This is a genomic window from Ruegeria sp. D3 (assembly GCF_056534465.1).
Window position 1 is genome coordinate 153,209 of the sequence record NZ_JBQFPK010000001.1, and the last position, 21,974, is coordinate 175,182.

At 58.9% G+C, this 21,974-nt stretch carries 23 protein-coding genes; 9 read left to right on the forward strand and 14 right to left on the reverse strand.

Annotation, left to right across the window (positions count from 1 at the left end):
- Nucleotides 1-7 precede the first annotated feature (7 nt).
- From speB (ACR0DX_RS00740) to ACR0DX_RS00750, 3 genes are all read right to left on the reverse strand, one after another.
- Nucleotides 8-949, reverse strand: a complete 942-nt coding sequence (speB, locus tag ACR0DX_RS00740; RefSeq protein WP_170354403.1) for an agmatinase — start codon at nucleotides 947-949, stop codon at nucleotides 8-10.
- Nucleotides 950-1,012: 63 nt separating this feature from the next.
- Complete coding sequence (speB, locus tag ACR0DX_RS00745; protein WP_170354404.1) at nucleotides 1,013-1,978, reverse strand: agmatinase; 966 nt, start codon at nucleotides 1,976-1,978, stop codon at nucleotides 1,013-1,015.
- Nucleotides 1,979-1,990: 12 nt separating this feature from the next.
- Nucleotides 1,991-3,154: a M20 aminoacylase family protein gene (locus tag ACR0DX_RS00750; protein ID WP_170724244.1), complete on the reverse strand. Its 1,164-nt coding sequence runs from the start codon at nucleotides 3,152-3,154 to the stop codon at nucleotides 1,991-1,993.
- A gap of 66 nt (nucleotides 3,155-3,220) precedes the next feature.
- On the opposite strand from ACR0DX_RS00750, the gene mazG reads away from it, so the two are divergent.
- The 3 genes from mazG to ACR0DX_RS00765 all read left to right on the forward strand — a co-directional run bounded on the left by mazG (nucleotide 3,221) and on the right by ACR0DX_RS00765 (nucleotide 5,526).
- On the forward strand, nucleotides 3,221-4,078 hold the full coding sequence (gene mazG / locus ACR0DX_RS00755) for a nucleoside triphosphate pyrophosphohydrolase (RefSeq protein WP_170354436.1): 858 nt from the start codon (nucleotides 3,221-3,223) through the stop codon (nucleotides 4,076-4,078).
- Between the two features lie 63 nt (nucleotides 4,079-4,141).
- Nucleotides 4,142-5,080 (forward strand): nucleoside hydrolase, encoded by a 939-nt coding sequence (locus ACR0DX_RS00760; RefSeq protein WP_170354406.1) that lies wholly within the window; start codon nucleotides 4,142-4,144, stop codon nucleotides 5,078-5,080.
- Complete coding sequence (locus ACR0DX_RS00765; RefSeq protein WP_170354407.1) at nucleotides 5,077-5,526, forward strand: GNAT family N-acetyltransferase; 450 nt, start codon at nucleotides 5,077-5,079, stop codon at nucleotides 5,524-5,526. Before ACR0DX_RS00760 ends, ACR0DX_RS00765 begins: the two co-directional genes overlap by 4 nt.
- A gap of 36 nt (nucleotides 5,527-5,562) precedes the next feature.
- Here ACR0DX_RS00765 and ACR0DX_RS00770 read toward each other — a convergent pair whose 3' ends face one another.
- The 5 genes from ACR0DX_RS00770 to ACR0DX_RS00790 all read right to left on the reverse strand — a co-directional run bounded on the left by ACR0DX_RS00770 (nucleotide 5,563) and on the right by ACR0DX_RS00790 (nucleotide 9,659).
- The gene (locus tag ACR0DX_RS00770) at nucleotides 5,563-5,730 is read right to left on the reverse strand and encodes a hypothetical protein (protein ID WP_170354408.1); all 168 of its coding nucleotides are present in this window, start codon (nucleotides 5,728-5,730) and stop codon (nucleotides 5,563-5,565) included.
- Between the two features lie 325 nt (nucleotides 5,731-6,055).
- Entirely contained in the window at nucleotides 6,056-7,333 is a 1,278-nt protein-coding gene (gene eno / locus ACR0DX_RS00775; protein ID WP_170354409.1) for a phosphopyruvate hydratase, read from the reverse strand.
- A 124-nt stretch (nucleotides 7,334-7,457) separates the two neighbouring features.
- Entirely contained in the window at nucleotides 7,458-8,339 is an 882-nt protein-coding gene (locus ACR0DX_RS00780) for a DMT family transporter (protein ID WP_170354410.1), read from the reverse strand.
- 126 nt (nucleotides 8,340-8,465) lie between these two features.
- Nucleotides 8,466-8,879, reverse strand: coding sequence for a Fur family transcriptional regulator (locus ACR0DX_RS00785; RefSeq protein WP_170354411.1), 414 nt, complete (start codon nucleotides 8,877-8,879; stop codon nucleotides 8,466-8,468).
- A 75-nt stretch (nucleotides 8,880-8,954) separates the two neighbouring features.
- Nucleotides 8,955-9,659, reverse strand: coding sequence for an endonuclease/exonuclease/phosphatase family protein (locus tag ACR0DX_RS00790; RefSeq protein ID WP_170354412.1), 705 nt, complete (start codon nucleotides 9,657-9,659; stop codon nucleotides 8,955-8,957).
- 193 nt (nucleotides 9,660-9,852) lie between these two features.
- On the opposite strand from ACR0DX_RS00790, the gene ACR0DX_RS00795 reads away from it, so the two are divergent.
- Nucleotides 9,853-10,764, forward strand: a complete 912-nt coding sequence (locus tag ACR0DX_RS00795; protein WP_170354413.1) for an FHA domain-containing protein — start codon at nucleotides 9,853-9,855, stop codon at nucleotides 10,762-10,764.
- Here ACR0DX_RS00795 and ACR0DX_RS00800 read toward each other — a convergent pair.
- A complete protein-coding gene (locus ACR0DX_RS00800) occupies nucleotides 10,740-12,158 on the reverse strand; it encodes a protein adenylyltransferase SelO (protein WP_170354414.1) in 1,419 nt (472 codons plus the stop codon). The two genes, ACR0DX_RS00795 and ACR0DX_RS00800, sit on opposite strands and share 25 nt — an antisense overlap.
- A gap of 86 nt (nucleotides 12,159-12,244) precedes the next feature.
- On the opposite strand from ACR0DX_RS00800, the gene ACR0DX_RS00805 reads away from it, so the two are divergent.
- Together ACR0DX_RS00805 and ACR0DX_RS00810 are read left to right on the forward strand one after the other, a co-directional pair.
- Complete coding sequence (locus tag ACR0DX_RS00805; RefSeq protein WP_480844877.1) at nucleotides 12,245-12,664, forward strand: cupin domain-containing protein; 420 nt, start codon at nucleotides 12,245-12,247, stop codon at nucleotides 12,662-12,664.
- A gap of 3 nt (nucleotides 12,665-12,667) precedes the next feature.
- Entirely contained in the window at nucleotides 12,668-13,558 is an 891-nt protein-coding gene (locus tag ACR0DX_RS00810; protein ID WP_170724242.1) for a fatty acid desaturase, read from the forward strand.
- 5 nt (nucleotides 13,559-13,563) lie between these two features.
- On the opposite strand, the gene ACR0DX_RS00815 is transcribed toward ACR0DX_RS00810, so the two are convergent.
- Genes ACR0DX_RS00815 through ACR0DX_RS00825 form a run of 3 tightly spaced genes read right to left on the reverse strand, consistent with a single transcriptional unit; the run spans nucleotide 13,564 to nucleotide 16,115 of the window.
- Entirely contained in the window at nucleotides 13,564-14,199 is a 636-nt protein-coding gene (locus ACR0DX_RS00815; protein ID WP_480844879.1) for a hypothetical protein, read from the reverse strand.
- On the reverse strand, nucleotides 14,192-14,962 hold the full coding sequence (locus ACR0DX_RS00820; RefSeq protein WP_170724240.1) for a hypothetical protein: 771 nt from the start codon (nucleotides 14,960-14,962) through the stop codon (nucleotides 14,192-14,194). Before ACR0DX_RS00820 ends, ACR0DX_RS00815 begins: the two co-directional genes overlap by 8 nt.
- 40 nt (nucleotides 14,963-15,002) lie before the next feature.
- A complete protein-coding gene (locus ACR0DX_RS00825) occupies nucleotides 15,003-16,115 on the reverse strand; it encodes an anhydro-N-acetylmuramic acid kinase (RefSeq protein WP_170354419.1) in 1,113 nt (370 codons plus the stop codon).
- Between the two features lie 181 nt (nucleotides 16,116-16,296).
- Here ACR0DX_RS00825 and tyrS point away from each other — a divergent pair, with 181 nt between their 5' ends.
- On the forward strand, nucleotides 16,297-17,541 hold the full coding sequence (gene tyrS, locus ACR0DX_RS00830; protein ID WP_170354420.1) for a tyrosine--tRNA ligase: 1,245 nt from the start codon (nucleotides 16,297-16,299) through the stop codon (nucleotides 17,539-17,541).
- Between the two features lie 73 nt (nucleotides 17,542-17,614).
- On the opposite strand, the gene ACR0DX_RS00835 is transcribed toward tyrS, so the two are convergent.
- On the reverse strand, nucleotides 17,615-18,616 hold the full coding sequence (locus tag ACR0DX_RS00835; protein WP_480844882.1) for a hypothetical protein: 1,002 nt from the start codon (nucleotides 18,614-18,616) through the stop codon (nucleotides 17,615-17,617).
- Between the two features lie 206 nt (nucleotides 18,617-18,822).
- Between ACR0DX_RS00835 and ACR0DX_RS00840 the strand changes: the two genes are divergently transcribed.
- Together ACR0DX_RS00840 and ACR0DX_RS00845 are read left to right on the forward strand one after the other, a co-directional pair.
- Nucleotides 18,823-19,578, forward strand: a complete 756-nt coding sequence (locus ACR0DX_RS00840; RefSeq protein ID WP_170354437.1) for a 3-hydroxyacyl-CoA dehydrogenase — start codon at nucleotides 18,823-18,825, stop codon at nucleotides 19,576-19,578.
- Between the two features lie 9 nt (nucleotides 19,579-19,587).
- Nucleotides 19,588-20,136 (forward strand): sugar O-acetyltransferase, encoded by a 549-nt coding sequence (locus tag ACR0DX_RS00845; protein ID WP_480844885.1) that lies wholly within the window; start codon nucleotides 19,588-19,590, stop codon nucleotides 20,134-20,136.
- On the opposite strand, the gene ACR0DX_RS00850 is transcribed toward ACR0DX_RS00845, so the two are convergent.
- Nucleotides 20,133-21,941 carry an ABC-F family ATP-binding cassette domain-containing protein gene (locus tag ACR0DX_RS00850; protein WP_480844887.1) on the reverse strand — a complete coding sequence of 603 codons (1,809 nt, stop codon included), beginning with the start codon at nucleotides 21,939-21,941 and terminating at the stop codon, nucleotides 20,133-20,135. The two genes, ACR0DX_RS00845 and ACR0DX_RS00850, sit on opposite strands and share 4 nt — an antisense overlap.
- Nucleotides 21,942-21,974 lie beyond the last annotated feature (33 nt).

Genomic DNA, 21,974 nt, shown 5'->3' on the forward strand with positions numbered 1-21,974 from the left:
CGTACCGTCACGTCACTCCGGGTAAAATGCACAACATTTCAAACAGTAGGTTGGCAGCGGTCAGCGCCGTGTTCCCCGTAGGATCATAGGGCGGAGACACCTCGACCAGATCGCACCCTGCCACATTCATCCCTCGCAAAGCCTGAATTAGCTGCAACGCTTGTGGGGTGGTCAGACCAGCAATCTCGGGTGTGCCGGTGCCGGGGGCAAAGGATGGGTCGAGACTGTCGATATCGAAGGAAACGTAAACCGGATGCTTTCCTATTTCCTTTCGGATTTGTGCGCCGATCACGGTCAGATTCTGTTGCCACAGTTCCCACGCAGGGAACTGCTTGAACCCCCAGCCCTTGGCCTCGGTGAAGTCCGACGCGGAATAGCCCGAGCCTCGGATACCGATCTGAAAGGTTTTGTCGGGGACGATCAGCCCTTCTTCATAGGCGCGGCGGAAGACGGTGCCGTGAGTTTCCTTTTCACCAAACATCTCATCGTTCACGTCAGCATGGGCGTCCACATGGACCAGCGCCACCGGCCCGTGTTTGGCGGCAATCGCGCGCAGGATCGGCAATGTGATCGAGTGATCGCCTCCCATCGCAACCGGTGTCACGTTTTGCGCCAGAATCGCGTCATAGCTTTCGCATATTATTTTCAAACTGTCGGACAACGAAAACGTGTTGATTGCCAGATCGCCGATATCCGCAATCTGAAGGCTGTCGAAGGGCGCGGCAAAACTGGCCATGTTGTAGGGCCGGATCATCGCGCTTTCGGCGCGGATCTGTTTCGGACCAAACCGCGTGCCCGACCGCCACGAGGTGCCGATATCCATCGGGATGCCCAGCACGGCCACATCCAGCCCGGCCAACGAGTCCGCCTGCGGCAGGCGCATGAACGTGTTCGGACCCGAAAACCGCGCCAGATCATTGCCGCTGATGGGTTGGTTAAACTGTGTCATGCCCGTATCTCTCCCGTCCGACCTTTTGGTTAAGGTGATACCGGAAAGATGGCTAACCAATGGTTAAGGCATGAGCTTGTTCCACCCCAAAAGGCAAATAATCTGCGTCGCCACGTGGGCCCCGGCAATCGCCGTCGCGCCCGATGTGTCATAGGGCGGAGAGACCTCAACCACATCACCGCCCTTGATGTTGATCCCGGCAATGTCACGCAGGATGATCTGCGCTTGGATCGAACTCAGCCCACCCCAGACGGGCGTCCCGGTGCCCGGCGCAAAGGCCGGGTCCAAGCCGTCGATGTCAAAACTCAGATAAACGGGGCTGTCGCCCAGAATGCCTTTGATCTTTTGCGCAACAGCGGCAGGGCCGGATTCGTAAACCTCGCGCGCGTCGATGATGTTGACGCCCAAAGTGTCCTCGTTCGTGGTACGAATACCCACCTGAACCGAGCGTTTCGGGTCCACGATCCCAGATTTTACGGCCTTGTAGAACATTGTCCCGTGGTCGACCCGCGACATATCATCGTCGGCCCATGTGTCCGTATGCGCATCGAATTGCAGCAGCGACATCGGCCCGTATTTTTCGGCATAAGCCTTCAGGATCGGGAAGCTGATATAGTGATCACCACCCAACGCGACCGAGGCCACATCGGCATTCAGGATGGTGCGGATATGATCTGTGAGCGTATCGGGAAAGGCCGGAATATTGGCATAGTCATAGGCCATATCTCCATAATCCACGATGGCCAGCTCGCTGAGCGCATCAAAGGGCCAACCATAGGGCGCGTCTGGCGACTGCAGCGCGCTCGCCTCACGCATGGCGCGCGGACCCAGCCTTGTGCCGGGGCGGTTGGTAACGGCCTGATCGAACGGCACGCCCGTCACGGCGATATCCACGCCCTTCAGATCTTTCGTATAGAGCCGCCGCAGGAATGAGGTTGCCCCGCCAAACGTATTCTCGAACGACAGCCCCTTGAGATCGGGGTTGGTGAATGCTTCATCCACCTGAGTTTTTGCGTCTTCCAGTCCCATGTCTTTTCCTTGTCAGCCCAGCGGCTGTGCCTTTTCGACGATCCGCGCAAAGAACGAAGCCCCTACAGGCGCGATTTCGTCGTTGAAGTTGTATTTAGGATGGTGCAACCCGGCGCCCTCGCCCTGCCCCAGATTCAGATACGCGCCGGGGCGCGCGTTCAGCATGTACGAGAAATCCTCAGCCCCCATGTTGCGGGTCATGTTTTCGACCACCAGCCCTTCGCCCGAGATTTCGCGGGCCACCTCAGCGGCAAATCCGGCCTTGCCGGCATCATTGATGGTGGCGGGATAGTTGACCTCGTAATCCAGCTCGGCCTCAACCCCGTATGAGGCCGCCTGCCCGGCAACGATCTGCCCCATGCGTTCCATCACCATCTTCTGCACCTCCGGGTCAAAGGTGCGCACGGTGCCGTTGATATAGGCAGTATCTGGGATCACGTTGTTGACAGACCCGGTATGAATTTGGGTGACCGAAACCACCAGATCGTCCAGCGCGTAATGGTTGCGGCTGACGATGGTCTGCAGTGCTTGAGCGATGCCACAGGCGGCCATCACCGGATCGCGGGTTTCGTGGGGCATGGCACCATGACCGCCCACGCCCTGAATGTGAACGTGAAACGTATCAACCGCGGCCATGATCGGCCCAGGCGTGGTGTAAAAAGCGCCTTCGGGCAGGTTTGGAGCATTGTGCAGCGCATAGACTTGCGCGATGTCGAACCGGTCCATGATGCCTTCCTGCACCATTATATCCGCGCCGCCGCCCTCTTCTTCGGCAGGTTGAAAGATCAACGCCGCGCGGCCCGCGAAGTTTCGCGTCTCGGCCAGATAACGGGCTGCACCCAGCAGCATCGTAGTATGCCCATCATGACCGCAGGCATGCATCTTACCGGGGTGTTTCGAGGCATAGTCCACGCCCGTTTCTTCCGGGATCGGCAGCGCATCCATGTCGGCGCGCAATCCTATTGTCGCCCCCTCGGCCTGCCCATTGATGATTGCGACGATACCGGTTGTAGCGATGCCCTCATGTATTTCATCTACACCAAACTCACGCAGCCGGTCGGCGACAAAAGCTGCCGTCTGGTGGCACTGAAACTCTAATTCGGGGATCGAATGCAGGTGCTGCCGCCATGCGGTCATGTCGGCGGCAAAATCGGCAATTCGGTTGACGACGGGCATCTGGGGTGGACTCCTGATCAGGACTGCGGAATGGATGCATCTGACACCGGAACGAAAGGGTTCGCAATGGCCGAAAATCCTCTGATCCACGATAGCGACGCTGGCATGGAACGTCTGCTGGAAATCATGCGTCGCCTGCGCGACCCGCAAACCGGCTGCCCGTGGGACATCGAACAGGATTTCGCCACCATCGCCCCCTACACGATCGAAGAAGCCTATGAGGTCGCCGACGCCATCGAACGCGAGGCTTATGACGAGCTGAAGGGAGAGTTAGGCGACCTGCTGTTCCAATCGGTTTTTCACGCGCAAATGGCTGAAGAAGCGGGACATTTCACCTTTCAGGACGTGGTCCGCACCATGTCGGACAAGATGGTCGCGCGTCATCCGCATGTGTTCGGTGACGAATCCCGTGACAAGTCGGCTGAACAACAGACTCTGGATTGGGAGACGATCAAAGCCGCTGAACGTGCAGGAAAGGAACTGAAAGGCGCACTGGACGGTGTGGCCGCCAACCTGCCTGCCCTGTTGCGCGCCCATAAGCTACAAAAACGCGCCGCGCGCGTGGGGTTTGACTGGCCCGATGCCAGCCATGTGTTGGCCAAGATCACCGAAGAAGCCGCCGAGTTGGAAGAGGCCCGCGACAGCATGGATGCCGACGCGCTCGAAGATGAATTCGGCGATCTGTTGTTCGTGATCGTCAATCTGGGCCGTCATCTGGGGATCGAGCCTGAGGCCGCTCTGCGCCGCACCAACGCCAAGTTCACCCGCCGCTTTGAACAGGTCGAATCCCGCCTGGCCGAACGCGGTAAAACACCCAGCCAAAGCGATCTGGCCGAGATGGACGCCCTATGGGACGAGGTGAAAACCGAGGAGCATCGCGCCAATGGCAAACTCCCGCCGGTAGATGTGCCCACCGGGGCCTGAAACCGCTGGACAAGTGCTGTGACACTTGCGAGTGTCCGCGCTTCTAGCCCCTCGGAGACCCCCATGCCGCGCAAAATCATTATCGACACCGACCCCGGTCAGGACGACGCCGTCGCCATCCTGTTGGCGCTGGCCAGCCCGGATGAGATCGACGTGCTGGGCATCACCGCTGTCGCCGGAAACGTGCCGCTTGAGCTGACCGCCAAGAACGCGCGCATCGTCTGCGAACTGGCCGGCCACACGGACGTGCCGGTTTATGCAGGTTGTGATCGGCCACTGAACCGCCCCTTGGTTACGGCAGAACATGTGCACGGCAAAACCGGCCTGGACGGTCCCATTCTGCCCGATCCGCAAATGCCGCTGGCCCAAGGGCACGCGGTTGATTTCATCATCGACACCCTGCGCGCGCAGGAACCGGGCACGGTGACACTGTGCCCGCTGGGCCCCCTCACCAATATCGCGACGGCTTTCACCAAGGCCCCTGATATCGTCGACCGCATACAGGAAATCATCCTGATGGGCGGCGCCTATTTCGAGGTCGGCAACATCACTCCGGCGGCGGAATTCAATATCTATGTCGATCCAGAAGCCGCTGATATCGTGTTCAAATCCGGCGCGCCCATCGTCGTTATGCCACTGGACGTGACCCATGACGCGCTGGTCACGCCACACCGCAACGACGCCTTCCGCGCGCTGGACAGCAAGGTCGGACACGCAGTGGCCGAGATGACTGATTTCTTCGAACGGTTCGACAAGGAAAAATACGGATCGGAGGGCGCACCCCTGCACGATCCCTGCGTCACCGCCTATCTGATCCGCCCCGAACTGTTCTCGGGTCGCCTTATCAATGTCGAGATCGAAACCCAATCGGAGCTGACACTGGGGATGACCGTAGCCGATTGGTGGCGCGTCACAGATCGCCCTGCAAACGCCATGTTCATGGGTGACGTCGACGCGCAGGGGTTCTTTGACCTGCTCACCGAAAGGCTGGCAAGACTATGAGCGCAGCATTAAAACTCGCCCGCCCCGAGGATTTGGACAGGTTGATCGGTCTCGTCTCGGCATTCCACGCCGAAGCTGGCATCGACCAAGATACCGATCACAGGCGCGCAGCACTGGCACCACTGCTTGAGGGCATTCCACATGGCTGCGTCTACCTGATTGGCCCTGCCCGTGCGCCGCTTGGCTACGTCATACTGACCTTCGGCTGGTCAATCGAATTCGGCGGCATGGATGCCTTCATCGACGAGATTTACATCCGCCCCGCAGTGCGCAGGCGCGGCATCGCCACAGAAGTCCTGTTAGATTTGCCGAAAGCCCTGGCCGGAGCCGGGCTAACCGCTTTGCATCTTGAGGTCGACCGCACCAATGAAACCGCGCAGAAATTGTATATGCGCACTGGCTTCAAACCGCGCGATCGGTATGTTTTGATGAGCAAAAAGCTCTGATAGCAATTGTTTGTTCAGCCCCCCGGAGAACGCGCCTTAGCGCATTTCACCGCTGTACATATAGGTGGGGGAATCCATGTTCTTCACGGGGTCGGAAGTCGAGACCGACTGACCTGAAATTGGGTACACTCCGGGCGCCGAACAGGCCGCCATGAAAACAGTACCGATCAACGAAACCGCGAGAAGGAATTTCGAACCTGACATGGTATTCTCCTTTTCTGTAGTTCCTCCAAGATACTTGGCGGCAGGGTCTCGCTAATAGGTAAAAGTTCACACATAATTGGGGTTATGGCCTCAATCTTCTGCCAAGGGATTAGAATCGAAGCACAATTTTTCTAGAAATAATTGAAGAATCTTTACCTAGCGTCACCTGACTGCAATTTTGAGGCGAACAAGAACGGCCCGGCAGCGTACTTCGGTCGTGCGACTAAAGGCACACAGCTCTCTAGTTGCCACAGGATTCGGGTTTCAAAATGAAAAACCCGGCCTTCCTTGAAAGACCGGGTCAGATTTATCTGTATTACGCTGATCAGCGCTTCAGGATCGACGCCCCGGCGTATTCGGCCACCTCACCCAGTGACTCTTCGATGCGGATCAGCTGGTTATACTTGGCCAAGCGGTCCGAGCGCGCGAGGCTGCCGGTTTTGATCTGACCACAGTTCGTCGCTACGGCCAGATCGGCAATGGTCGCGTCCTCGGTTTCGCCCGATCGGTGGGACATCACGTTGGTGTAGCGCGCACGGTGCGCCATATCGACGGCGCGCAGCGTTTCGGTCAGCGAGCCGATCTGGTTCACCTTGACCAGCATCGAGTTGGCGCAGCCGCGATCAATGCCTTCGGCCAGACGTTCGGGGTTGGTCACGAACAGGTCGTCACCCACCAGTTGCACCTCGTTGCCGATGGCGTCGGTCAGGGCTTTCCAACCGTCCCAGTCATCCTCAGACATACCGTCTTCGATCGAGATGATCGGGTAGTCATTGACCAGCGCTGCCAAATAGGCCGCGTTTTCCTCGGAACTCAGTGTGATCCCCTCGCCCGCCAGCACGTACTTGCCGTCTTTGTAGTATTCCGTGGCGGCGCAATCCAACGCCAGATGGATTTCCTCACCCGGCTTGTAGCCCGCCTTTTCGATGGACTTCAGGATGAAATCCAGCGCCTCGCGGGTGCTGGCAATGTTGGGTGCAAAGCCACCTTCATCGCCGACACCGGTGACCAGACCGGCTGAGGACAGTTCTTTTTTCAGTGTGTGGAACACTTCGGACCCCATGCGCACCGCCTCGCGGATATTGCTGGCCGAGGTCGGCATGATCATGAATTCCTGAATGTCGATCGGGTTATCCGCATGCTCGCCACCATTGATGATGTTCATCATCGGCACCGGCAGAACGCGGGCAGAGGTGCCGCCAACATAGCGGTACAGAGGCTGGGTGGTAAAATCCGCCGCCGCCTTGGCTGTGGCCAGCGACACGCCCAAAATAGCATTTGCGCCCAGACGGCCCTTATTCTCGGTCCCGTCCAGTTCGATCATCGCCTGGTCGATAGCAACCTGTTCAGTAGCGTCAAAACCCACCAGTTCCTCGGCGATCTCGCCATTCACGGCAGCAACCGCTTCCAGCACGCCCTTGCCCATATAGCGCGCCTTGTCACCGTCGCGCTTTTCCACCGCCTCATAAGCCCCTGTGGACGCGCCCGAGGGCACAGCCGCCCGGCCCATGGTTCCGTCTTCCAGGATCACGTCCACCTCGACCGTCGGGTTGCCCCGGCTGTCCAGAATTTCGCGTGCGTGGATGTCGATAATCGTGCTCATGAGGCCCGTCCCTGTGGCTGCAATAAGTTGCACGCCTCATAGCATCACGAGGCAAAAAGTAAACCACGCATGTTATCGCTAACATGATTCACGGCAGGTGTTTGCGCAAACCTGCGACGATCCGTCAGGCCACAGCAGCCATATCCCGCGCCAAACGACGTTCCCGCAGGAAAGTGTAAAGGCCCGAGCCAAGGATGAGTGAGGCCCCTGCAATCGTCATCAGGTCCGGTCGCTCTCCAAACATGATCATGCCGGCGGCAATCGAAAAAACCAATCGCGTGTAGCGGAACGGAGTCAGCGCCGACGCATCGCCCACTCGCATAGCGGTGACGATGCCATAGTAGCCGATGACACTGAAAATGACGGCCCCGATCAGCGGCGCCATCTGCGCAGAACCAAGTGGGACAAGCGGTTGCGTCTGAACTACCATAAGCACCAGCCCACCCAAAATCGCCGCGATATAAGCCTGCAGAGCCACAACCGACGACGCAATGTCGGCATCCAATCGACGCGTGATCAGATCCCTCGCGGCAATGCAAACAACGCTAATAACGACTAACAGGGTCTCGGGCTGAAACCCTTCAAGCCCCGGTCGGATGATCATCAATACCCCGACGAAACCAACGCCTACCGCGCTCCACCTGCGCCAGCCGACCTGTTCCCCCAGAAACAGCGCCGCCCCGACAGTCACAGCCAACGGCATGGCCTGAAATACCGCAGCCACCGTGGACAAATCGACCAGAGCCAGCGCGGTCACGAAAGCAATCGCGCCTATCCCTTCGCTGCCTGCGCGGACTAGCGGCAAAGGGCGCCATGCGACCCTGTCAAAGATCCGTTTGCGTGTGCCAACTGCCATAATGGCAAAGACCAATCCACAGACCGCGCCCAAAAGAATCATGATCTGACCGGTCGGAACTGACACCGACAGGTGCTTGATGAACATATCCTCAAGCGCAAAGGCCGCCATTGCGCCGACGACCAATAGAATGCCGTTTACGTTATTCATGATCCGTTCCGTCAGAAAAGCGCTGCCCGCCCCTTCACAGAAATCGCAAGCCCATCACTCAGGCAAGAGATATCCACGCGAGAAACATGAATTCGCGTGCGATCATCGTTCGGGATTCGTGATGAATCAGTCTTGTTCCAGCGGAACGCCGTAAAGCTCCAGTCGGTGGCCTTTCAGCTTATACCCCAGCTTGGCGGCAATCCTTTCCTGCAGCGCTTCGATCTCGGGGTCTACGAATTCAATGACCTGACCTGTTTGCATGTCGATCAGGTGGTCATGGTGATCCCGTTCAGCATCCTCATAGCGCGCGCGACCGTCGCCGAATTCCAGGCGCTCCAGAATCCCTGCCTCTTCGAACAGTTTTACAGTGCGATAGACCGTGGCGATGGAGATCCCCGCATCGACCTTTGAAGCGCGGGCATACAGTTCTTCGACATCCGGATGATCTTCACTTTGTTGCAGCACCTGTGCAATTGTACGACGCTGACCTGTCATGCGCAGGCCCTTGGCTTCGCAACGGGCGATGATCGTATCGGACATGAGTGACCCTCGGGGATATATTCGGTTCTCTGTCTTAATACGTCTGCGCACTCTGCGCCACCGGGGAATTGTATCTTAGGCCACGCGCCGCAGATCAGCCCAGATGGGCAAGTGATCCGATGCAATATGCGCAGGCCGCGCATCGTGGACACCATGCACCACCGCCTCAAGCCCTGCGCCCAGCGCGATCCGGTCCAGTGCACCCAGTGGCTGTGCGGCGGGAAAGCTGGGGACCGGAGGCAGGAAACGCATGCCCGGCGCCAGATGGTCCAGCACTGGCTGGCGCGACCATTCATTGAAATCACCAGCCCAAACCGTAGGCATATCGTGCAGGTCTTCGTCACATCGGCGGATATGAGTAATTTGCTGTCGGCGCGATGCCGGCAATAGACCCAGATGCATCCCCATGACCCGCAAAGGGCCGATGGGGGTGTCAAATTCGACTCTGACCGCACCTCGCGGTTCCAGCCCCGGAAGATCGTGATGGCCTGTCTGACGCACCTCAATCGCACCGCCTTTCCAGATCACGGCGTTACCATGCCAGCCCAGACTACCCGCCCCTCCAAGATCGACAATCTCCCAACCGGCCTCGTCCAACATGAAGTGCGGCAGGGCTGCCGGGCGCGGCGGCAGGCGTTTGTCTGCCTCTTGCAGAACAACGATATCCGCCTTCATGCTATCGATGACCTGCATGATACGCTGCGGCTGTCGGCGGAAATCCAAACCGACACATTTCTGTATATTGTAGCTGGCAATACGCAGTGTGGGTAAAGAGGTCATAGCGTTCGGGGCTGATTATCAGCCCCAACAGTGCCACGCCCTGCGCCCAGCGCAACATGAAATTTCCAAGAGTTAGGCACAGAACAACTTTCAAAGGAGAATTTCGCCACAAAGTGCGTTAAACAAGCGCAAATCGCGTGTGCAAACTGTTCTGCGCAGCTAGAGTGCCGCAAACCGAACCCAAGGATCTCACGTGGAAACCACCTTCGCCACTCTGGTAATTGCCGACATCTCGGGAAGCACGCCGCTCTACAAGGCTGTCGGGGACACAGAAGCCCAAAGGTTGATTCAACTCGAACTGGATCGGTTGAGACATGTGTTGCGCCAACATGGCGGCACGCAGGTTGGGCAGAAGGGGGACGATGTCCTTAGCTACTTTCTAGATGCCAATGCCGCAATAAACGCAGTGCTGGAGCTGATCGAGGGATCGCCTGAAACCTCTCTGTCCGTTCATGTGGGCGTCCACTCCGGACAGATCGTTTTGGCCGAAAAAGGGGTGTATGGCGAGGCCGTAAATATCACCGCCCGCCTTGCAACGGCGGCAAATCCCGGTGAGGCCTGCGTCAGTGAAGATGCCGCCGGGTTGTTGCCAGATTCCCTGCGCCGCATGCTCAAACCACTGGGTCGGCTGAACCTCAAGGGCCTGACCGAGCAATTCGCCGCGCATTCTCTGATCAGCCCGACCATGAGCACTTTCACCCAGACGCGGCTGCCTTTGTCTTATGGACGAACCGAGGCGCATTTCAACGCACCCGAGGGGCTGACGCTTGTTGTGTCCCACGAGGACCGCTCGTGGCGGTGTCAGGACAATGGCGAGTTAAAGATAGGCCGTTCACCGGATTGCGACGTGGTACTGAGCCAACCATGGGTGTCCCGCCTGCACATGGTTTTGACCATGAAGGATGGCAAGCTGATCCTGTCGGATCGCAGCACGTCGGGCACCTATGTGAAGTCGGAATCGGGACGTGAAATCCAGCTCAAACGCGAATCTGTCATGCTGGCGGATAGTGGGCTGATATCTCCGACCTTGCCCATCGAAGTGTCAGAGGCTTGTCTGCAATTCCAGATTCTGGGCCGCCCTCAGGTGCCGCAGAACGTGGCGTGAACGACCTCAGCCTCTGACGGCGGATGTGTCAGGTCAACTGCCTCGGGCTGGTTTTCATAGGGGCGTGAAAGAACGTCATTCAACCGCTGGAACAGCGCATAGTCGCCCTGCACCGCCGCTTGTATCATCTGTTCCACGCGGTGATTACGAGGAATAAAGGCCGGGTTCGCAGCGGACATGGTTGCCGTTGGGTCGTCCTCGCCTTCCAAGCGAGAATGCCACCCTTCAGACCATGCATCGAATGCCTGAGGATCTGCGAATTGATCCCGCGCCGCGTCACTACCCAGCGCTCGAAACGTATTGGTGAAATCCGCCTGCCCCTGCGTCATCCGTGCCAATAGGTCCGAGATCAATTCCGGATCGCCATCCTCTTCGGTCGCTAGGCCGATCTTGGCCCGGAAACGTGCTAACCAGTTCTGCTGCAACAGGTCGGGCATGGCGTGAATGATCTCGGTCGCTTCCTCAACCGCCGCGTCCTTGTCCTCCATCTGCTGGATCAAAGCGGTGGCCAGTTGAGCCAGATTCCAGACAGCGATGTCGGGCTGGTTCGAATAGGCATAGCGCCCCATCCGATCGATCGCGCTGTAGACCGTATTGGGGTGATAGCTGTCCATGAACGCACAAGGGCCGTAGTCGATTGTCTCTCCGGCAATCGAACAGTTATCGGTATTCATCACCCCATGGATGAAACCAACACTCATCCATGCCGCAATCAACTCGGACTGCACCTGTACGACGGCGCGCAACAGACCCATCGGTCCATCGGCTTGTGGGTAGTGACGTTCAATCACGTATTCGGTCAGGCGGCGCAGGCTGTCTAACTGTCCCCGCGCAGCAAAAACCTGAAACGTCCCCACACGCAAATGACTGCGCGCTACACGGGTCAGGACAGCGCCGGGCATTGGACCCTCGCGCAGCACGATCTCTCCGGTCTCGACAGCCGCTAGAGCTCGTGTGGTGGGAATGCCCAGCGCGTGCATCGCCTCGGATACCACGTATTCACGCAGCACAGGCCCCAGCCATGCGCGCCCGTCCCCTTGACGGCTGAAAGGCGTGGGGCCCGATCCCTTCAGCTGAATATCACGGCGCACGCCGTCTGTTCCGACAGTCTCGCCCAAAAGCACCGCGCGGCCGTCTCCCAACTGGGGATTGTAGTTGCCGAATTGATGCCCCGAGTAAAGCTGTGCGATCGGCTCTGCCCCCTCGGGTAGCGTATTCCCGGCAAAGGCTTCGGCCATATCCTGCACCTCACCAGGGCTCACACGAAGGATCGCCGCAAGATCGCTGTTAAAGGCGATCAGTTGCGGCGCTCTCACTGGCACCGGGGCCTGCCGAGCGTAAAAGCTGTTGGGAAGGCGGGCGTAGCTGTTGTCAAACGGGATCGTAAGGGTCATGCGGCAAACATATTCCTCCTCTGCGTGAATACCATAGCGGATCGCGCGATCCCGTGCATAATCGCCCCAAACACCCCGAGGGCCCCATGACCGCACAAGAGATTATCGACCACCTGAACCTGCAACAGCACCCCGAAGGCGGCTGGTTCCGCGAGACATGGCGCGCCGACAACGCTGGCCGTGCCACCGGCACCTGTATCTACTTCCTACTGGCCGAGGGGGAATGCAGCCACTGGCACCGTGTCGACGCGACCGAGATCTGGCTGTATCACGCTGGCGATCCGCTGATATTGTCGCTCAGCGCCTCGGATGACGGCCCGGCGACCGAACATTTCCTATCCTCAGATCTAACCCAAGGCGCGCCCCAACTGATCGTTCCCAAAAACCACTGGCAGGCTGCGCGCAGTACTGGCGCCTATACGCTGGTCAGCTGCACGGTTTCTCCGGGGTTCGAGTTCGACGGGTTCGAGCTGGCTGCGCCGGGTTTCGATATACCCAAGAGCTAAGCCATGGATCACCGCGCCCTCATCGCGTCCATTCCAGCCGAGGCTAAAGACAAGCTACAAGAGCGGTCCAACACAGCCGGGCTGCGGCATCTGGCGTTTTATGTGCTGGCGTTGTCTGCCACCAGTATCGGCATCATCGCGCGGGTGCCTTTCTGGCCTTTGCTGATCCTGCCTCAGGGTATCCTGTTGGTCTTCCTCTTTACCCTGAGCCATGAATGCACGCACAAGACGCCGTTCAAATCCCCTTGGGTGAATGAGGTCGTGGGCCATCTGGTGGCGATTCCGATTGCCCTGCCCTTTGTCTGGTTCCGCTATTTTCATCTGGCCCATCACAAATGGACCAACCACCCCGAGAATGATCCCGAACTGGGTGGCAAACCTCGGCCCGATAACTGGCCCAGCCTGCTGATTTACCTCAGCGGCTGGCCCTATTGGCGCGGCATGGCGCAGGTTCTGGTGCAAAATGCCCGTGGCCGGATCAACGCGCCCTATCTACCGGCGCGTCAGCACAAAGCCATGCGGCTGGAGGCGCGGGTGCTGCTGGGCCTCTACGCCATAGGGCTTGTCAGCCTGTTTATATCACCCGTGATGTGGTTGCTGTGGCTGCTCCCCGTTCTGGTCGGCCAGCCCTTTCTAAGGCTGTACCTTCTGGCCGAACACGGGCTCTGCCCGCCGGTTGCGAATATGTTAGAGAATTCCCGCACCACCTTCACCAACCGACTGATCCGCTTTGTGGCCTGGAACATGCCCTACCACGCCGAGCACCACGCTTTTCCGAATGTCCCCTTTTACCAGCTTCCCGCGTTGCACGAATGGACACAGGCGCATTTGAGAACGACATCGGACGGGTATAGCGCGTTTGCGGTGGAATATGGGCGGTCGATTGGGCGCTAGTACGTCTATTCCACGAAAATGGGTACGAAAAAGCTGAAATTTGCGGATTTCAGATGAACCAAATCGCCATCGTGATTTTCCCCAGTCAAGTGCACAGGATCATACCCGGAGCGAAAGACCAGAAAACCAGCCACATTGGCCTCAATCGCTTCTTTATCGACATCCCTCAGACCATCCAAAGCACGGCTCCCGCTCAACAAGTATGTGTTGTATTCCAGCCGAAGGCCATCTTCTTGGCTCTCAGCGCTCAGTTGGATTTCAAGCGCTTCTTTCCGTTCCTCGCCCCAATCGCCAAGAAACGTCACGCTTGCTTGGATTGGAAGAAAATATGATCGATACAGACACGCCCTCACCGCGACACGCGTATCGAGATCTGGTGCGCCTTCTGACCTCGCCCGACTGGACCTCGCGGGGAAAAAATTGCCTGGTCTTTTGTCTTCAATTGGATTTTTGCGAAAACCCTTCAGTTCCGCAGACAATGAAACCGGGTCGAAATGTTCGGGGCAAGCATGCTCTGCCACCTGGATGGAAACGTTGGAATCGGGTGTTTCTGGTGGGACAACCTTCCATTCGCGCGCGTGAACAACTTGGCCTAGTACAACGAACAATACGCCACACAAGAGAAATGCTCGGCTATTCATTTTTGTCGCTCGCCAGCACGATATCAAAATCCACGAATGCCCGAACATCCACTGGCATCGTTTCCCCGCCACTCTTTTGGTCGAAAGGAACATCCGCTGCAAAAAACTCGATGTACAAACTTCCAGGACTGTTACCGTGGTGAAAATCGAATGGAAATATGCCCGTGGATTCTATTTCACCTTCTTCGGAAAGCAGATTGGAACTTCCATACCCTATCCGAAGTTGATCAGTGGATGGCTCCAACACCCAATCTGATCGGGCGGTGAAATCTCCAAGGTCTCCCGACAAATCAATTGTTGCGCGCACAAAAGCAAGAAATCCGCTATATTCGCAGAAAAAGAGCTTACCACTCAAGTTAAGGTTACTGGCCTTCCGAAACTCCTCTCTAGCTGTATCCGTGTTCGAAAACCGCGCACTCGAAACAGTTATTGCGCTTCGTGTAACAGTTTTGTCGTCTTCAATCTTGCCCGACCTTCTTACAATGACCGGTTTACGGCGCGACTCTGGTGGCAAAAATGGATCGTAATTGGTGCCAAGGGCTTCATATTCCTTTAGAAAAGTTATCGAAACAAGCCTTTGGGGCGCTTCGCACCCGGACTCGTTTTCATACAACAACGGTGTAGCTTCGACCCCACCGATATACTGACGAAAAGAAATTTTTTGGTCCGCGCCCTTGGTTATTCCCACGCTCGCCAAAACAATCAAACACGCCGATGCAGGCACACTCAAAAACCGAAAACTCAAAAACAAATCCGAAAACATGATAACTAACTTATAGGTTGTACCTCAAAATACAACCAGCTCAGCCGGCGGCGACACTACTCACCACACCCCCACCGACAAGCGCCTTGACCCCGGTTGTCCCCGGACAAGAAGTCGGCAGGCCCCGCGCCACGCGGACGGCGAGGTAGGCGAAGGCTTGGGCTTCCAGCATGTCCCCGTCCAGACCCACGGCCTCGACCGGCTCGACTGCGCAATCGAGGCCCGCGCGCAGCATGTCCATCAGCACCGGGTTGCGGCGGCCTCCACCCGTGACCAGCACGCGCGCAGGGGTTTTGGGGCAATGCTCCATCCCCTGCATCACGCCTGCGGCGCACATGCCGGTCAGGGTTGCCACGGCGTCGGCGTCCGAGAGTTCCTTCACCAGACGGATCATCTCGGCAAAGTCGTTCCGGTCCAGCGATTTGGGGGGCATCTTGCGAAAGAACGGCTCGGACAGGAACAGCTCCAGCGCACCTGCCTCAACCGACCCTTGGCGGGCCAGCGCGCCGTCCCGGTCCATCGGCAGGCCCAGCCGCGCCTGCATCAGGTCATCCACGGGCGCATTGGCCGGGCCGGTGTCAAAGGCCAGCAGCGCGCCGGGGGCCTCGGGGCCGTCAAAGCTGGGGTCAACATAGGTCAGGTTCCCCACTCCGCCCAAGTTCAGGAAACACAGCGGTTCGGTCGCGCCAATCCACTTGGCGCAGGCAAAATGGAAGAACGGCGCCAGCGGAGCACCCTCGCCCCCCATCGCCACGTCGTCACTGCGGAAGTCCCACACGACCGGAACACCCAGTGCCTGAGTCAGACCGTCGCCGTCGCCCACTTGCAACGTCCCCCGCCCGCGCGGTTCATGCGCCAGGGTCTGGCCGTGAAAGCCGATCAGGTCGATCTCGTCAAACTCGGACAGGGCCTCGGCATGGGCAACCGTCACCAGCTCGGCGGCGGCGTCGACGTCTGGTCCGTGCCACTGACCCAGCGCGGCCCGTAAAATGGCGCGCTCGGCATCTGAATAGGCCCGGTATCCGCTGGGACCAAAGCCCAGAATACGCACACCATCGGTTTCAACCACAGCCGTATCAACACCGTCCAGAGACGTGCCCGACATGGCGCCCAATGCCCTGACTGCGCCTGTTTTGCTGATCGCCCGACCCATGTTTGCCCTCGTGTTCCTCACGCCCGTTGATCCGGCGCGTTGGCCTCAACCTGCACGGTAACGCGAAGACAGTGCAAGCCACATCGGGCGTGGCCCGTGCTTTTCGTGCAAAAGGTGCCTTTTCCTTGCCACCCCCACCGCCTATACACTGCCCCGCAACATAAACCCAAAGGGCACGGATATGACCTACCACCCCAAATCGGATTTCATCGCCACGATGATCGAGCGCGGCTTTCTCGCCGACTGCACCGATTATCAGGGCCTTGACGAGGCGCTGATCAGCGGGGTGCAAACAGCCTATATCGGTTATGACGCCACCGCGCAGTCGCTGCATGTGGGGCACCTGATGAACATCATGGTGCTGCGCTGGCTGCAAAAGACCGGCCATAAGCCGATCACTCTGATGGGCGGCGGTACGACCAAGGTGGGCGACCCCTCGTTCCGGTCGGATGAACGCCCCCTGCTGGGGCCCGAACAGATCGACGCCAACATCGCAGGGATGCAGAAGGTCTTCGCCAAGTACCTGTCGTATGATGACAGCGAGACCGGCGCGCTGATGCTGAACAATGCGGAATGGCTGGACAGCCTGAACTACCTCGATTTCCTGCGCGATATCGGGCGGCACTTCTCGGTCAACCGGATGCTGTCGTTCGAGTCCGTAAAATCGCGGCTGGACCGCGAACAATCGCTGAGCTTTCTCGAATTCAACTACATGATCCTGCAGGCCTATGACTTCCTTGAGCTGAACCGCCGCTATAGCTGCGTTCTGCAGATGGGCGGTTCGGACCAATGGGGCAACATCGTCAACGGTATCGACCTGACCCGCCGCGTATTGGATCACGAGATATACGGCCTGACCACACCGCTGCTGACCACCAGCGACGGCCGCAAGATGGGCAAGTCGCAGGGCGGTGCGGTTTGGCTGAACGGCGACATGCTGTCAGCCTATGAGTTCTGGCAGTTCTGGCGCAACACCACCGACGCAGACGTAGGGCGTTTCCTGAAGATATTCACCGAACTGCCCGTCGATGAATGCGACCGCCTGGCCGCGCTGCAAGGGTCCGAGATCAACGAAGCCAAAATCCGCCTCGCCAACGAAGTCACGACCCTGCTACACGGGGCCGAGGCCGCAGCTACAGCCGAAGCAACCGCGCGTGAGGTTTTCGAAAAAGGCGGTGTGGGCGATGACCTTCCGACCCTGACTGTCGGAGCAGATGAGTTGCCTGCCTCGATTGTTCAGCTGATCGTGAAGTCTGGACTGGCCAAGTCCGGAAAAGAAGCAAAGCGCCTGATCGCCGAGAACGGAGCCAAGCTGGACGACGCCCCCTTGACTGACGCAGGGTTGATGATCGACGCAGACGCACTGTCTTCGCCGATCAAGTTGAGCGCCGGGAAGAAACGTCACGCTTTGGTGCAACTGGGCTAAAACCCATACGCCTGTTCCTGAAAAAAACGGCCACCTTGCAGGGTGGCCGTTGTCATTTCATATGCGGGTTAAGTTAACGGTTCCCACGGTTGCCATTGTTCCCACCGTCGCCATTGCCACCACCTCCATTGCCCGAGCCGCCGCCCTGACCATTGTTGCTGCCGCCATTACCGGTGCCGGGGCCGGAACCGCCAGTGTTACCGCCGCCGTTGCCGGGGTTACCGTTGTTTCCATTACCGTTACCGGGGCCACCATTGTTGCCTCCGTTCCCCTGACCGCCAGCGCCGTTACCGCCTCCGTTGTTTCCGCCATTTCCGTTGCCGCCGCCACCGTTGCCTGAGCCGCCGCCCTGACCGTTATTGCCGCCGCCATTACCGGTGCCGGGACCGGAGCCGCCATTGTTGCCACCGCCGTTACCGGGGCCATCGCCACCGCCGCCATTACCGGGACCATCGCCGCCACCGCCATTACCGGGACCATCGCCGCCGCCGCCGTTACCGGGACCGTCGCCGCCACCGCCATTACCGGGGCCATCGCCGCCACCGCCATTACCGGGGCCATCGCCGCCACCGCCATTACCGGGGCCATCGCCGCCACCGCCATTACCGGGGCCATTACCGGGGCCATCACCGCCGCCGCCGCCATTACCGGGGCCATCACCGCCGCCGCCGCCATTGCCGGGGCCATCGCCACCGCCACCGTTACCGGGGCCGGCCCCCCCTACTCCGGGGCCGGCATCCGCGAACTGGTCGCTGCTGCGGCTTTCTCCGCTCAGACCCGTTGCACCTATCGAAGCCGTCGGAAGATCGGTCAGCAAACCGGTTAGGCCTGGGCATTGTTCGCTGGTGACCCGCAGCGTGGTATCGAAATCCGCCTGTCGCTGCAGACGTTCCAGAAAGCTGGGTGTTACTTGCGCGCATTCGCACAGAGACGCATAGTCTCCTCGTTTGGTCGCGTCGCGCGCCGTTTTCCAGTTACAGGTCTCTGTCGCAGCAGCGGCCTCGCCTACATAAATTACTCCAGCCAACGGGACGACAAGCAGCCCGCAAGCACTACCTTTCAAAAATTTTCGCATCACAGCACCTCCAATCGCAAAACACTCGAATTCGCGAATTTCTTCAGTCACGAAGTGGCGATTGGGCGTGAAAGGCGGATTAACCGAATATGAGAATACCTTTAGGTTTTGCGCCCAAGACATAACAAACCCATGCTCGATCACTGGACACCGAGGGGGTTGCCAAGTTAATGAACACTTGTTCATATCACTCGGAGGAACCTGCAATGCAGCTATCGAACACCGCCGCCGTGATCACCGGAGGCGCCTCGGGACTGGGCGAAGCTACAGCACGCCATTTCGCGGATAAGGGCGCGCAGGTAACGATTCTGGACCGCGATGCCGACCGTGGCCCGCAGGTCGCAGCCGAGATCGGTGGCCATTTCATACCAACGGACGTCACCGACGAAGCATCTGTTTCCAAAGCAATGGCCTTCGCAGTTGAGCGGATGGGACGCATTACCGCAGCCGTGAACTGCGCCGGGATCGCTGTGGGCGTCAAGACAGTTGGACGAGAGGGCCCACATCCTCTGGACGCATTTCAACGCACCATAGACATCAATTTAGTCGGCACATTCAACGTATCCCGCCTGGCGGCGGTCGAGATGGCCAAGAATGACCCCGAACCCGATGGCGCGCGCGGAGTGATCATCAATACTGCCTCAATCGCTGCCTTTGATGGACAAAAAGGCCAGGCTGCTTACGCAGCTTCGAAAGGCGGGGTCGTAGGTATGACGCTGCCCATGGCGCGCGATCTGGCGTCCTCGGGTATTCGTGTGATGGCAATTGCGCCGGGCATCTTCATGACCCCCATGCTGGCTGGGCTGCCTGAAGAGGTACAGCAACAGCTTGCCGCCGATGTGCCCAACCCTACTCGTCTGGGCGATCCGCGCGAATACGGGCGGCTGGCCGGGTTCATCGTGGAAATGGGCTATCTGAACGGAGAAGTCATCCGCATCGACGGTGCGCTCAGGATGCGGTAAACCTGCGCCATGACCGAGCGCGAGAAAATGGAGGCCGGGCAGTGGTATTGTTGTCTGGACCCGGAACTGAACGCCTTGCGCGATCAGGCCAGACGCGCCGTTCATGCGCACAACACCAGCTCACCGGACCGGCGCACCGACATGGGGCCGGAACTCCGCGCCCTCTTGGGTCATGTGGGCGCGGACTGTTTGCTAGAAGCACCGTTTCACTGTGCCTATGGGATGAACATTCATCTGGGTGACAGAGTTTATTTCAACGCTGGTTGCGTCGTTCTGGATACGGCCCCGATCCGGATCGGCGACGATACGATGCTCGGGCCCCATGTTCAGATTTATTGCGCCCAACATGCCAAAGATCCGTCAGACCGCGCGCTGGGGCTGGAGGTTGGTTTGCCTGTCACAATCGGCAAACATGTCTGGATCGGAGGCGGAGCAATCCTGTTGCCTGGTATCACCATCGGCGACAATGCCACCATCGGCGCGGGCAGCGTGGTCACAAAGGATGTCGCCGCCGGGCAGACCGTGGTTGGAAACCCAGCCCGCGCTCTGCCAGCCTAAGCGCCCTCGGCCTTTTCTTCCAGCATCAGCCATTCCTCTTCAGCAGCAGCGAGTTTTTCCTGCCGCTCGACCAAAGCCTCGGTCGCTTTCTGGAATTTCACCGGCTCGCGGGTGAACAGTTCGGGGTCGGACATGAGTTCCTCAAGCTTGCCGATCTCGGCCTCAAGCCGTTCCATCTCGGCAGGCAGTTTTTCAAGGCGATGTTTTTCCGAGAAGGACAGACCCGCCTTCGGCTGTGCCTCTTGCTTGACTTTTGGCTTTGAAGGTTTTGATTTCTCGTCCTTCTTAGGCAGAAGATCGCCGCGCTGTGCGATGTAGTCCGACCAACCACCCGCATAAACGGTGGCGCGGCCGTTACCTTCCATCGCGATGGTCGTCGTGGCGACACGGTCCAGAAAATCACGGTCGTGGCTGACCAACAAAACGGTGCCGTCATAGTCGTCCAGCAGCTCTTGCAGCAAGTCGAGCGTTTCCACGTCCAGATCGTTGGTCGGTTCGTCCAGCACCAGCAGATTGGAGGTTTTGGCCATCAGCTTGGCCAGCAAAAGCCGCGCTTTCTCGCCCCCCGAAAGGGACTTAACCGCCGCCCGTGCCTGCCGTTCGTCAAACAGGAATTCCTTGAGGTAACCCACCACATGTTTGGGCTGTCCGCCCACCATGACCTGATCAGCCTTGCCCGAAACCCGCATCTCGGGGTCGCCGGTCAGGCTGTCCCACAGGGTCATCTCGGGGTCCAGCTGGGCGCGGGTCTGGTCGAAGACAGCTACCTCAAGATTGGTGCCCAGCGTGACCGAGCCCTCATCCGGGGAATCCTGCCCCAACAGCATTTTCAACAGCGTGGTCTTGCCCACACCATTGGGCCCGACAAAAGCCACGCGATCGCCGCGCTGCACTAAAAGGTCAAAGTTCCGCACGATGGGTTTTGCATCAAAAGCCTTGGCCAACCCTTTGGCTTCGATCACTTTTCGCCCAGATTTCGGCCCCGCCTCAAGCGTCATCGCGGCCGAGCCCTGACGTTTGATCTGCGCCGATTTTTCGGCCCGCAACGCTTGCAAGGCACGCACCCGGCCCTGATTGCGTTTGCGGCGGGCGCTGATGCCTTCGACGGCCCATTTCGCCTCGGACTTGATCAGGCGGTTCAGCTTGTGGCGCTGTTGATCCTCTTCTTCCCAGATCTTGTCGCGCCATGCCTCGAACGCGTCGAACCCCTGTTCCTGCCGCCGCACCGCGCCTCGGTCGATCCACAGAGTCGCACGGGTCAAAGCACGCAAAAAGGCGCGGTCGTGCGAGATCAGCACATAAGCCGCACGGGTCCCGCCCAATTCGCGTTCAAGCCAGGCAATCGCCTCGATATCCAGATGGTTGGTCGGTTCGTCCAGCAGCATCAGGTCGGGCGCTTCGGCCATCAACTTGGCCAACGCCGCGCGGCGGCGCTCCCCGCCCGAGGCGGTTTCAACCGGGCGCGCTGGATCAAACTTTAACCCCTCGCCTGCGCGCTCGACTTTATACAGTTCGCCCGGCTCTAGCCCGCTGGAGGCATAGTCGCCCAGCGTGGCAAAGCCCTCCATGCCGGGGTCTTGCTCCATATAACCGACCGACTTGCCCGGAGGCACAACGATGTCGCCCTGATCTGGTTCGACCAGACCGGCCATCACTTTCATAAGGGTCGATTTGCCGGACCCGTTGCGCCCCACCAACGCCACACGGTCGCCGGGTTGAACCACCAGATCAAGCTCAGAAAACACCGGATCGCCCCCGAAGGTCAGGGAAATGCCGGACATCTGCAACAAAGGAATTCTCGCCATGCCCGCCAGCTAAACCGGCACGGCACAGGCGTC

What these genes read in the sequence shown, in the direction of transcription:
- ACR0DX_RS00815 (WP_480844879.1), bottom strand. Translation starts at nt 14,199, where the DNA reads ATGAATAGCCGAGCATTTCTCTTGTGTGGCGTATTGTTCGTTGTACTA.
- speB (WP_170354404.1), bottom strand. Translation starts at nt 1,978, where the DNA reads ATGGGACTGGAAGACGCAAAAACTCAGGTGGATGAAGCATTCACCAAC.
- ACR0DX_RS00840 (WP_170354437.1), top strand. Translation starts at nt 18,823, where the DNA reads ATGCAGCTATCGAACACCGCCGCCGTGATCACCGGAGGCGCCTCGGGA.
- ACR0DX_RS00785 (WP_170354411.1), bottom strand. Translation starts at nt 8,879, where the DNA reads ATGTCCGATACGATCATCGCCCGTTGCGAAGCCAAGGGCCTGCGCATG.
- ACR0DX_RS00800 (WP_170354414.1), bottom strand. Translation starts at nt 12,158, where the DNA reads ATGACCCTTACGATCCCGTTTGACAACAGCTACGCCCGCCTTCCCAAC.
- ACR0DX_RS00845 (WP_480844885.1), top strand. Translation starts at nt 19,588, where the DNA reads ATGACCGAGCGCGAGAAAATGGAGGCCGGGCAGTGGTATTGTTGTCTG.
- ACR0DX_RS00765 (WP_170354407.1), top strand. Translation starts at nt 5,077, where the DNA reads ATGAGCGCAGCATTAAAACTCGCCCGCCCCGAGGATTTGGACAGGTTG.
- ACR0DX_RS00850 (WP_480844887.1), bottom strand. Translation starts at nt 21,941, where the DNA reads ATGGCGAGAATTCCTTTGTTGCAGATGTCCGGCATTTCCCTGACCTTC.
- ACR0DX_RS00780 (WP_170354410.1), bottom strand. Translation starts at nt 8,339, where the DNA reads ATGAATAACGTAAACGGCATTCTATTGGTCGTCGGCGCAATGGCGGCC.
- ACR0DX_RS00770 (WP_170354408.1), bottom strand. Translation starts at nt 5,730, where the DNA reads ATGTCAGGTTCGAAATTCCTTCTCGCGGTTTCGTTGATCGGTACTGTT.
- ACR0DX_RS00760 (WP_170354406.1), top strand. Translation starts at nt 4,142, where the DNA reads ATGCCGCGCAAAATCATTATCGACACCGACCCCGGTCAGGACGACGCC.
- ACR0DX_RS00825 (WP_170354419.1), bottom strand. Translation starts at nt 16,115, where the DNA reads ATGGGTCGGGCGATCAGCAAAACAGGCGCAGTCAGGGCATTGGGCGCC.
- ACR0DX_RS00835 (WP_480844882.1), bottom strand. Translation starts at nt 18,616, where the DNA reads ATGCGAAAATTTTTGAAAGGTAGTGCTTGCGGGCTGCTTGTCGTCCCG.
- speB (WP_170354403.1), bottom strand. Translation starts at nt 949, where the DNA reads ATGACACAGTTTAACCAACCCATCAGCGGCAATGATCTGGCGCGGTTT.
- ACR0DX_RS00810 (WP_170724242.1), top strand. Translation starts at nt 12,668, where the DNA reads ATGGATCACCGCGCCCTCATCGCGTCCATTCCAGCCGAGGCTAAAGAC.
- ACR0DX_RS00820 (WP_170724240.1), bottom strand. Translation starts at nt 14,962, where the DNA reads ATGTTTTCGGATTTGTTTTTGAGTTTTCGGTTTTTGAGTGTGCCTGCA.
- mazG (WP_170354436.1), top strand. Translation starts at nt 3,221, where the DNA reads ATGGCCGAAAATCCTCTGATCCACGATAGCGACGCTGGCATGGAACGT.
- ACR0DX_RS00750 (WP_170724244.1), bottom strand. Translation starts at nt 3,154, where the DNA reads ATGCCCGTCGTCAACCGAATTGCCGATTTTGCCGCCGACATGACCGCA.
- ACR0DX_RS00790 (WP_170354412.1), bottom strand. Translation starts at nt 9,659, where the DNA reads ATGACCTCTTTACCCACACTGCGTATTGCCAGCTACAATATACAGAAA.
- ACR0DX_RS00805 (WP_480844877.1), top strand. Translation starts at nt 12,245, where the DNA reads ATGACCGCACAAGAGATTATCGACCACCTGAACCTGCAACAGCACCCC.
- eno (WP_170354409.1), bottom strand. Translation starts at nt 7,333, where the DNA reads ATGAGCACGATTATCGACATCCACGCACGCGAAATTCTGGACAGCCGG.
- tyrS (WP_170354420.1), top strand. Translation starts at nt 16,297, where the DNA reads ATGACCTACCACCCCAAATCGGATTTCATCGCCACGATGATCGAGCGC.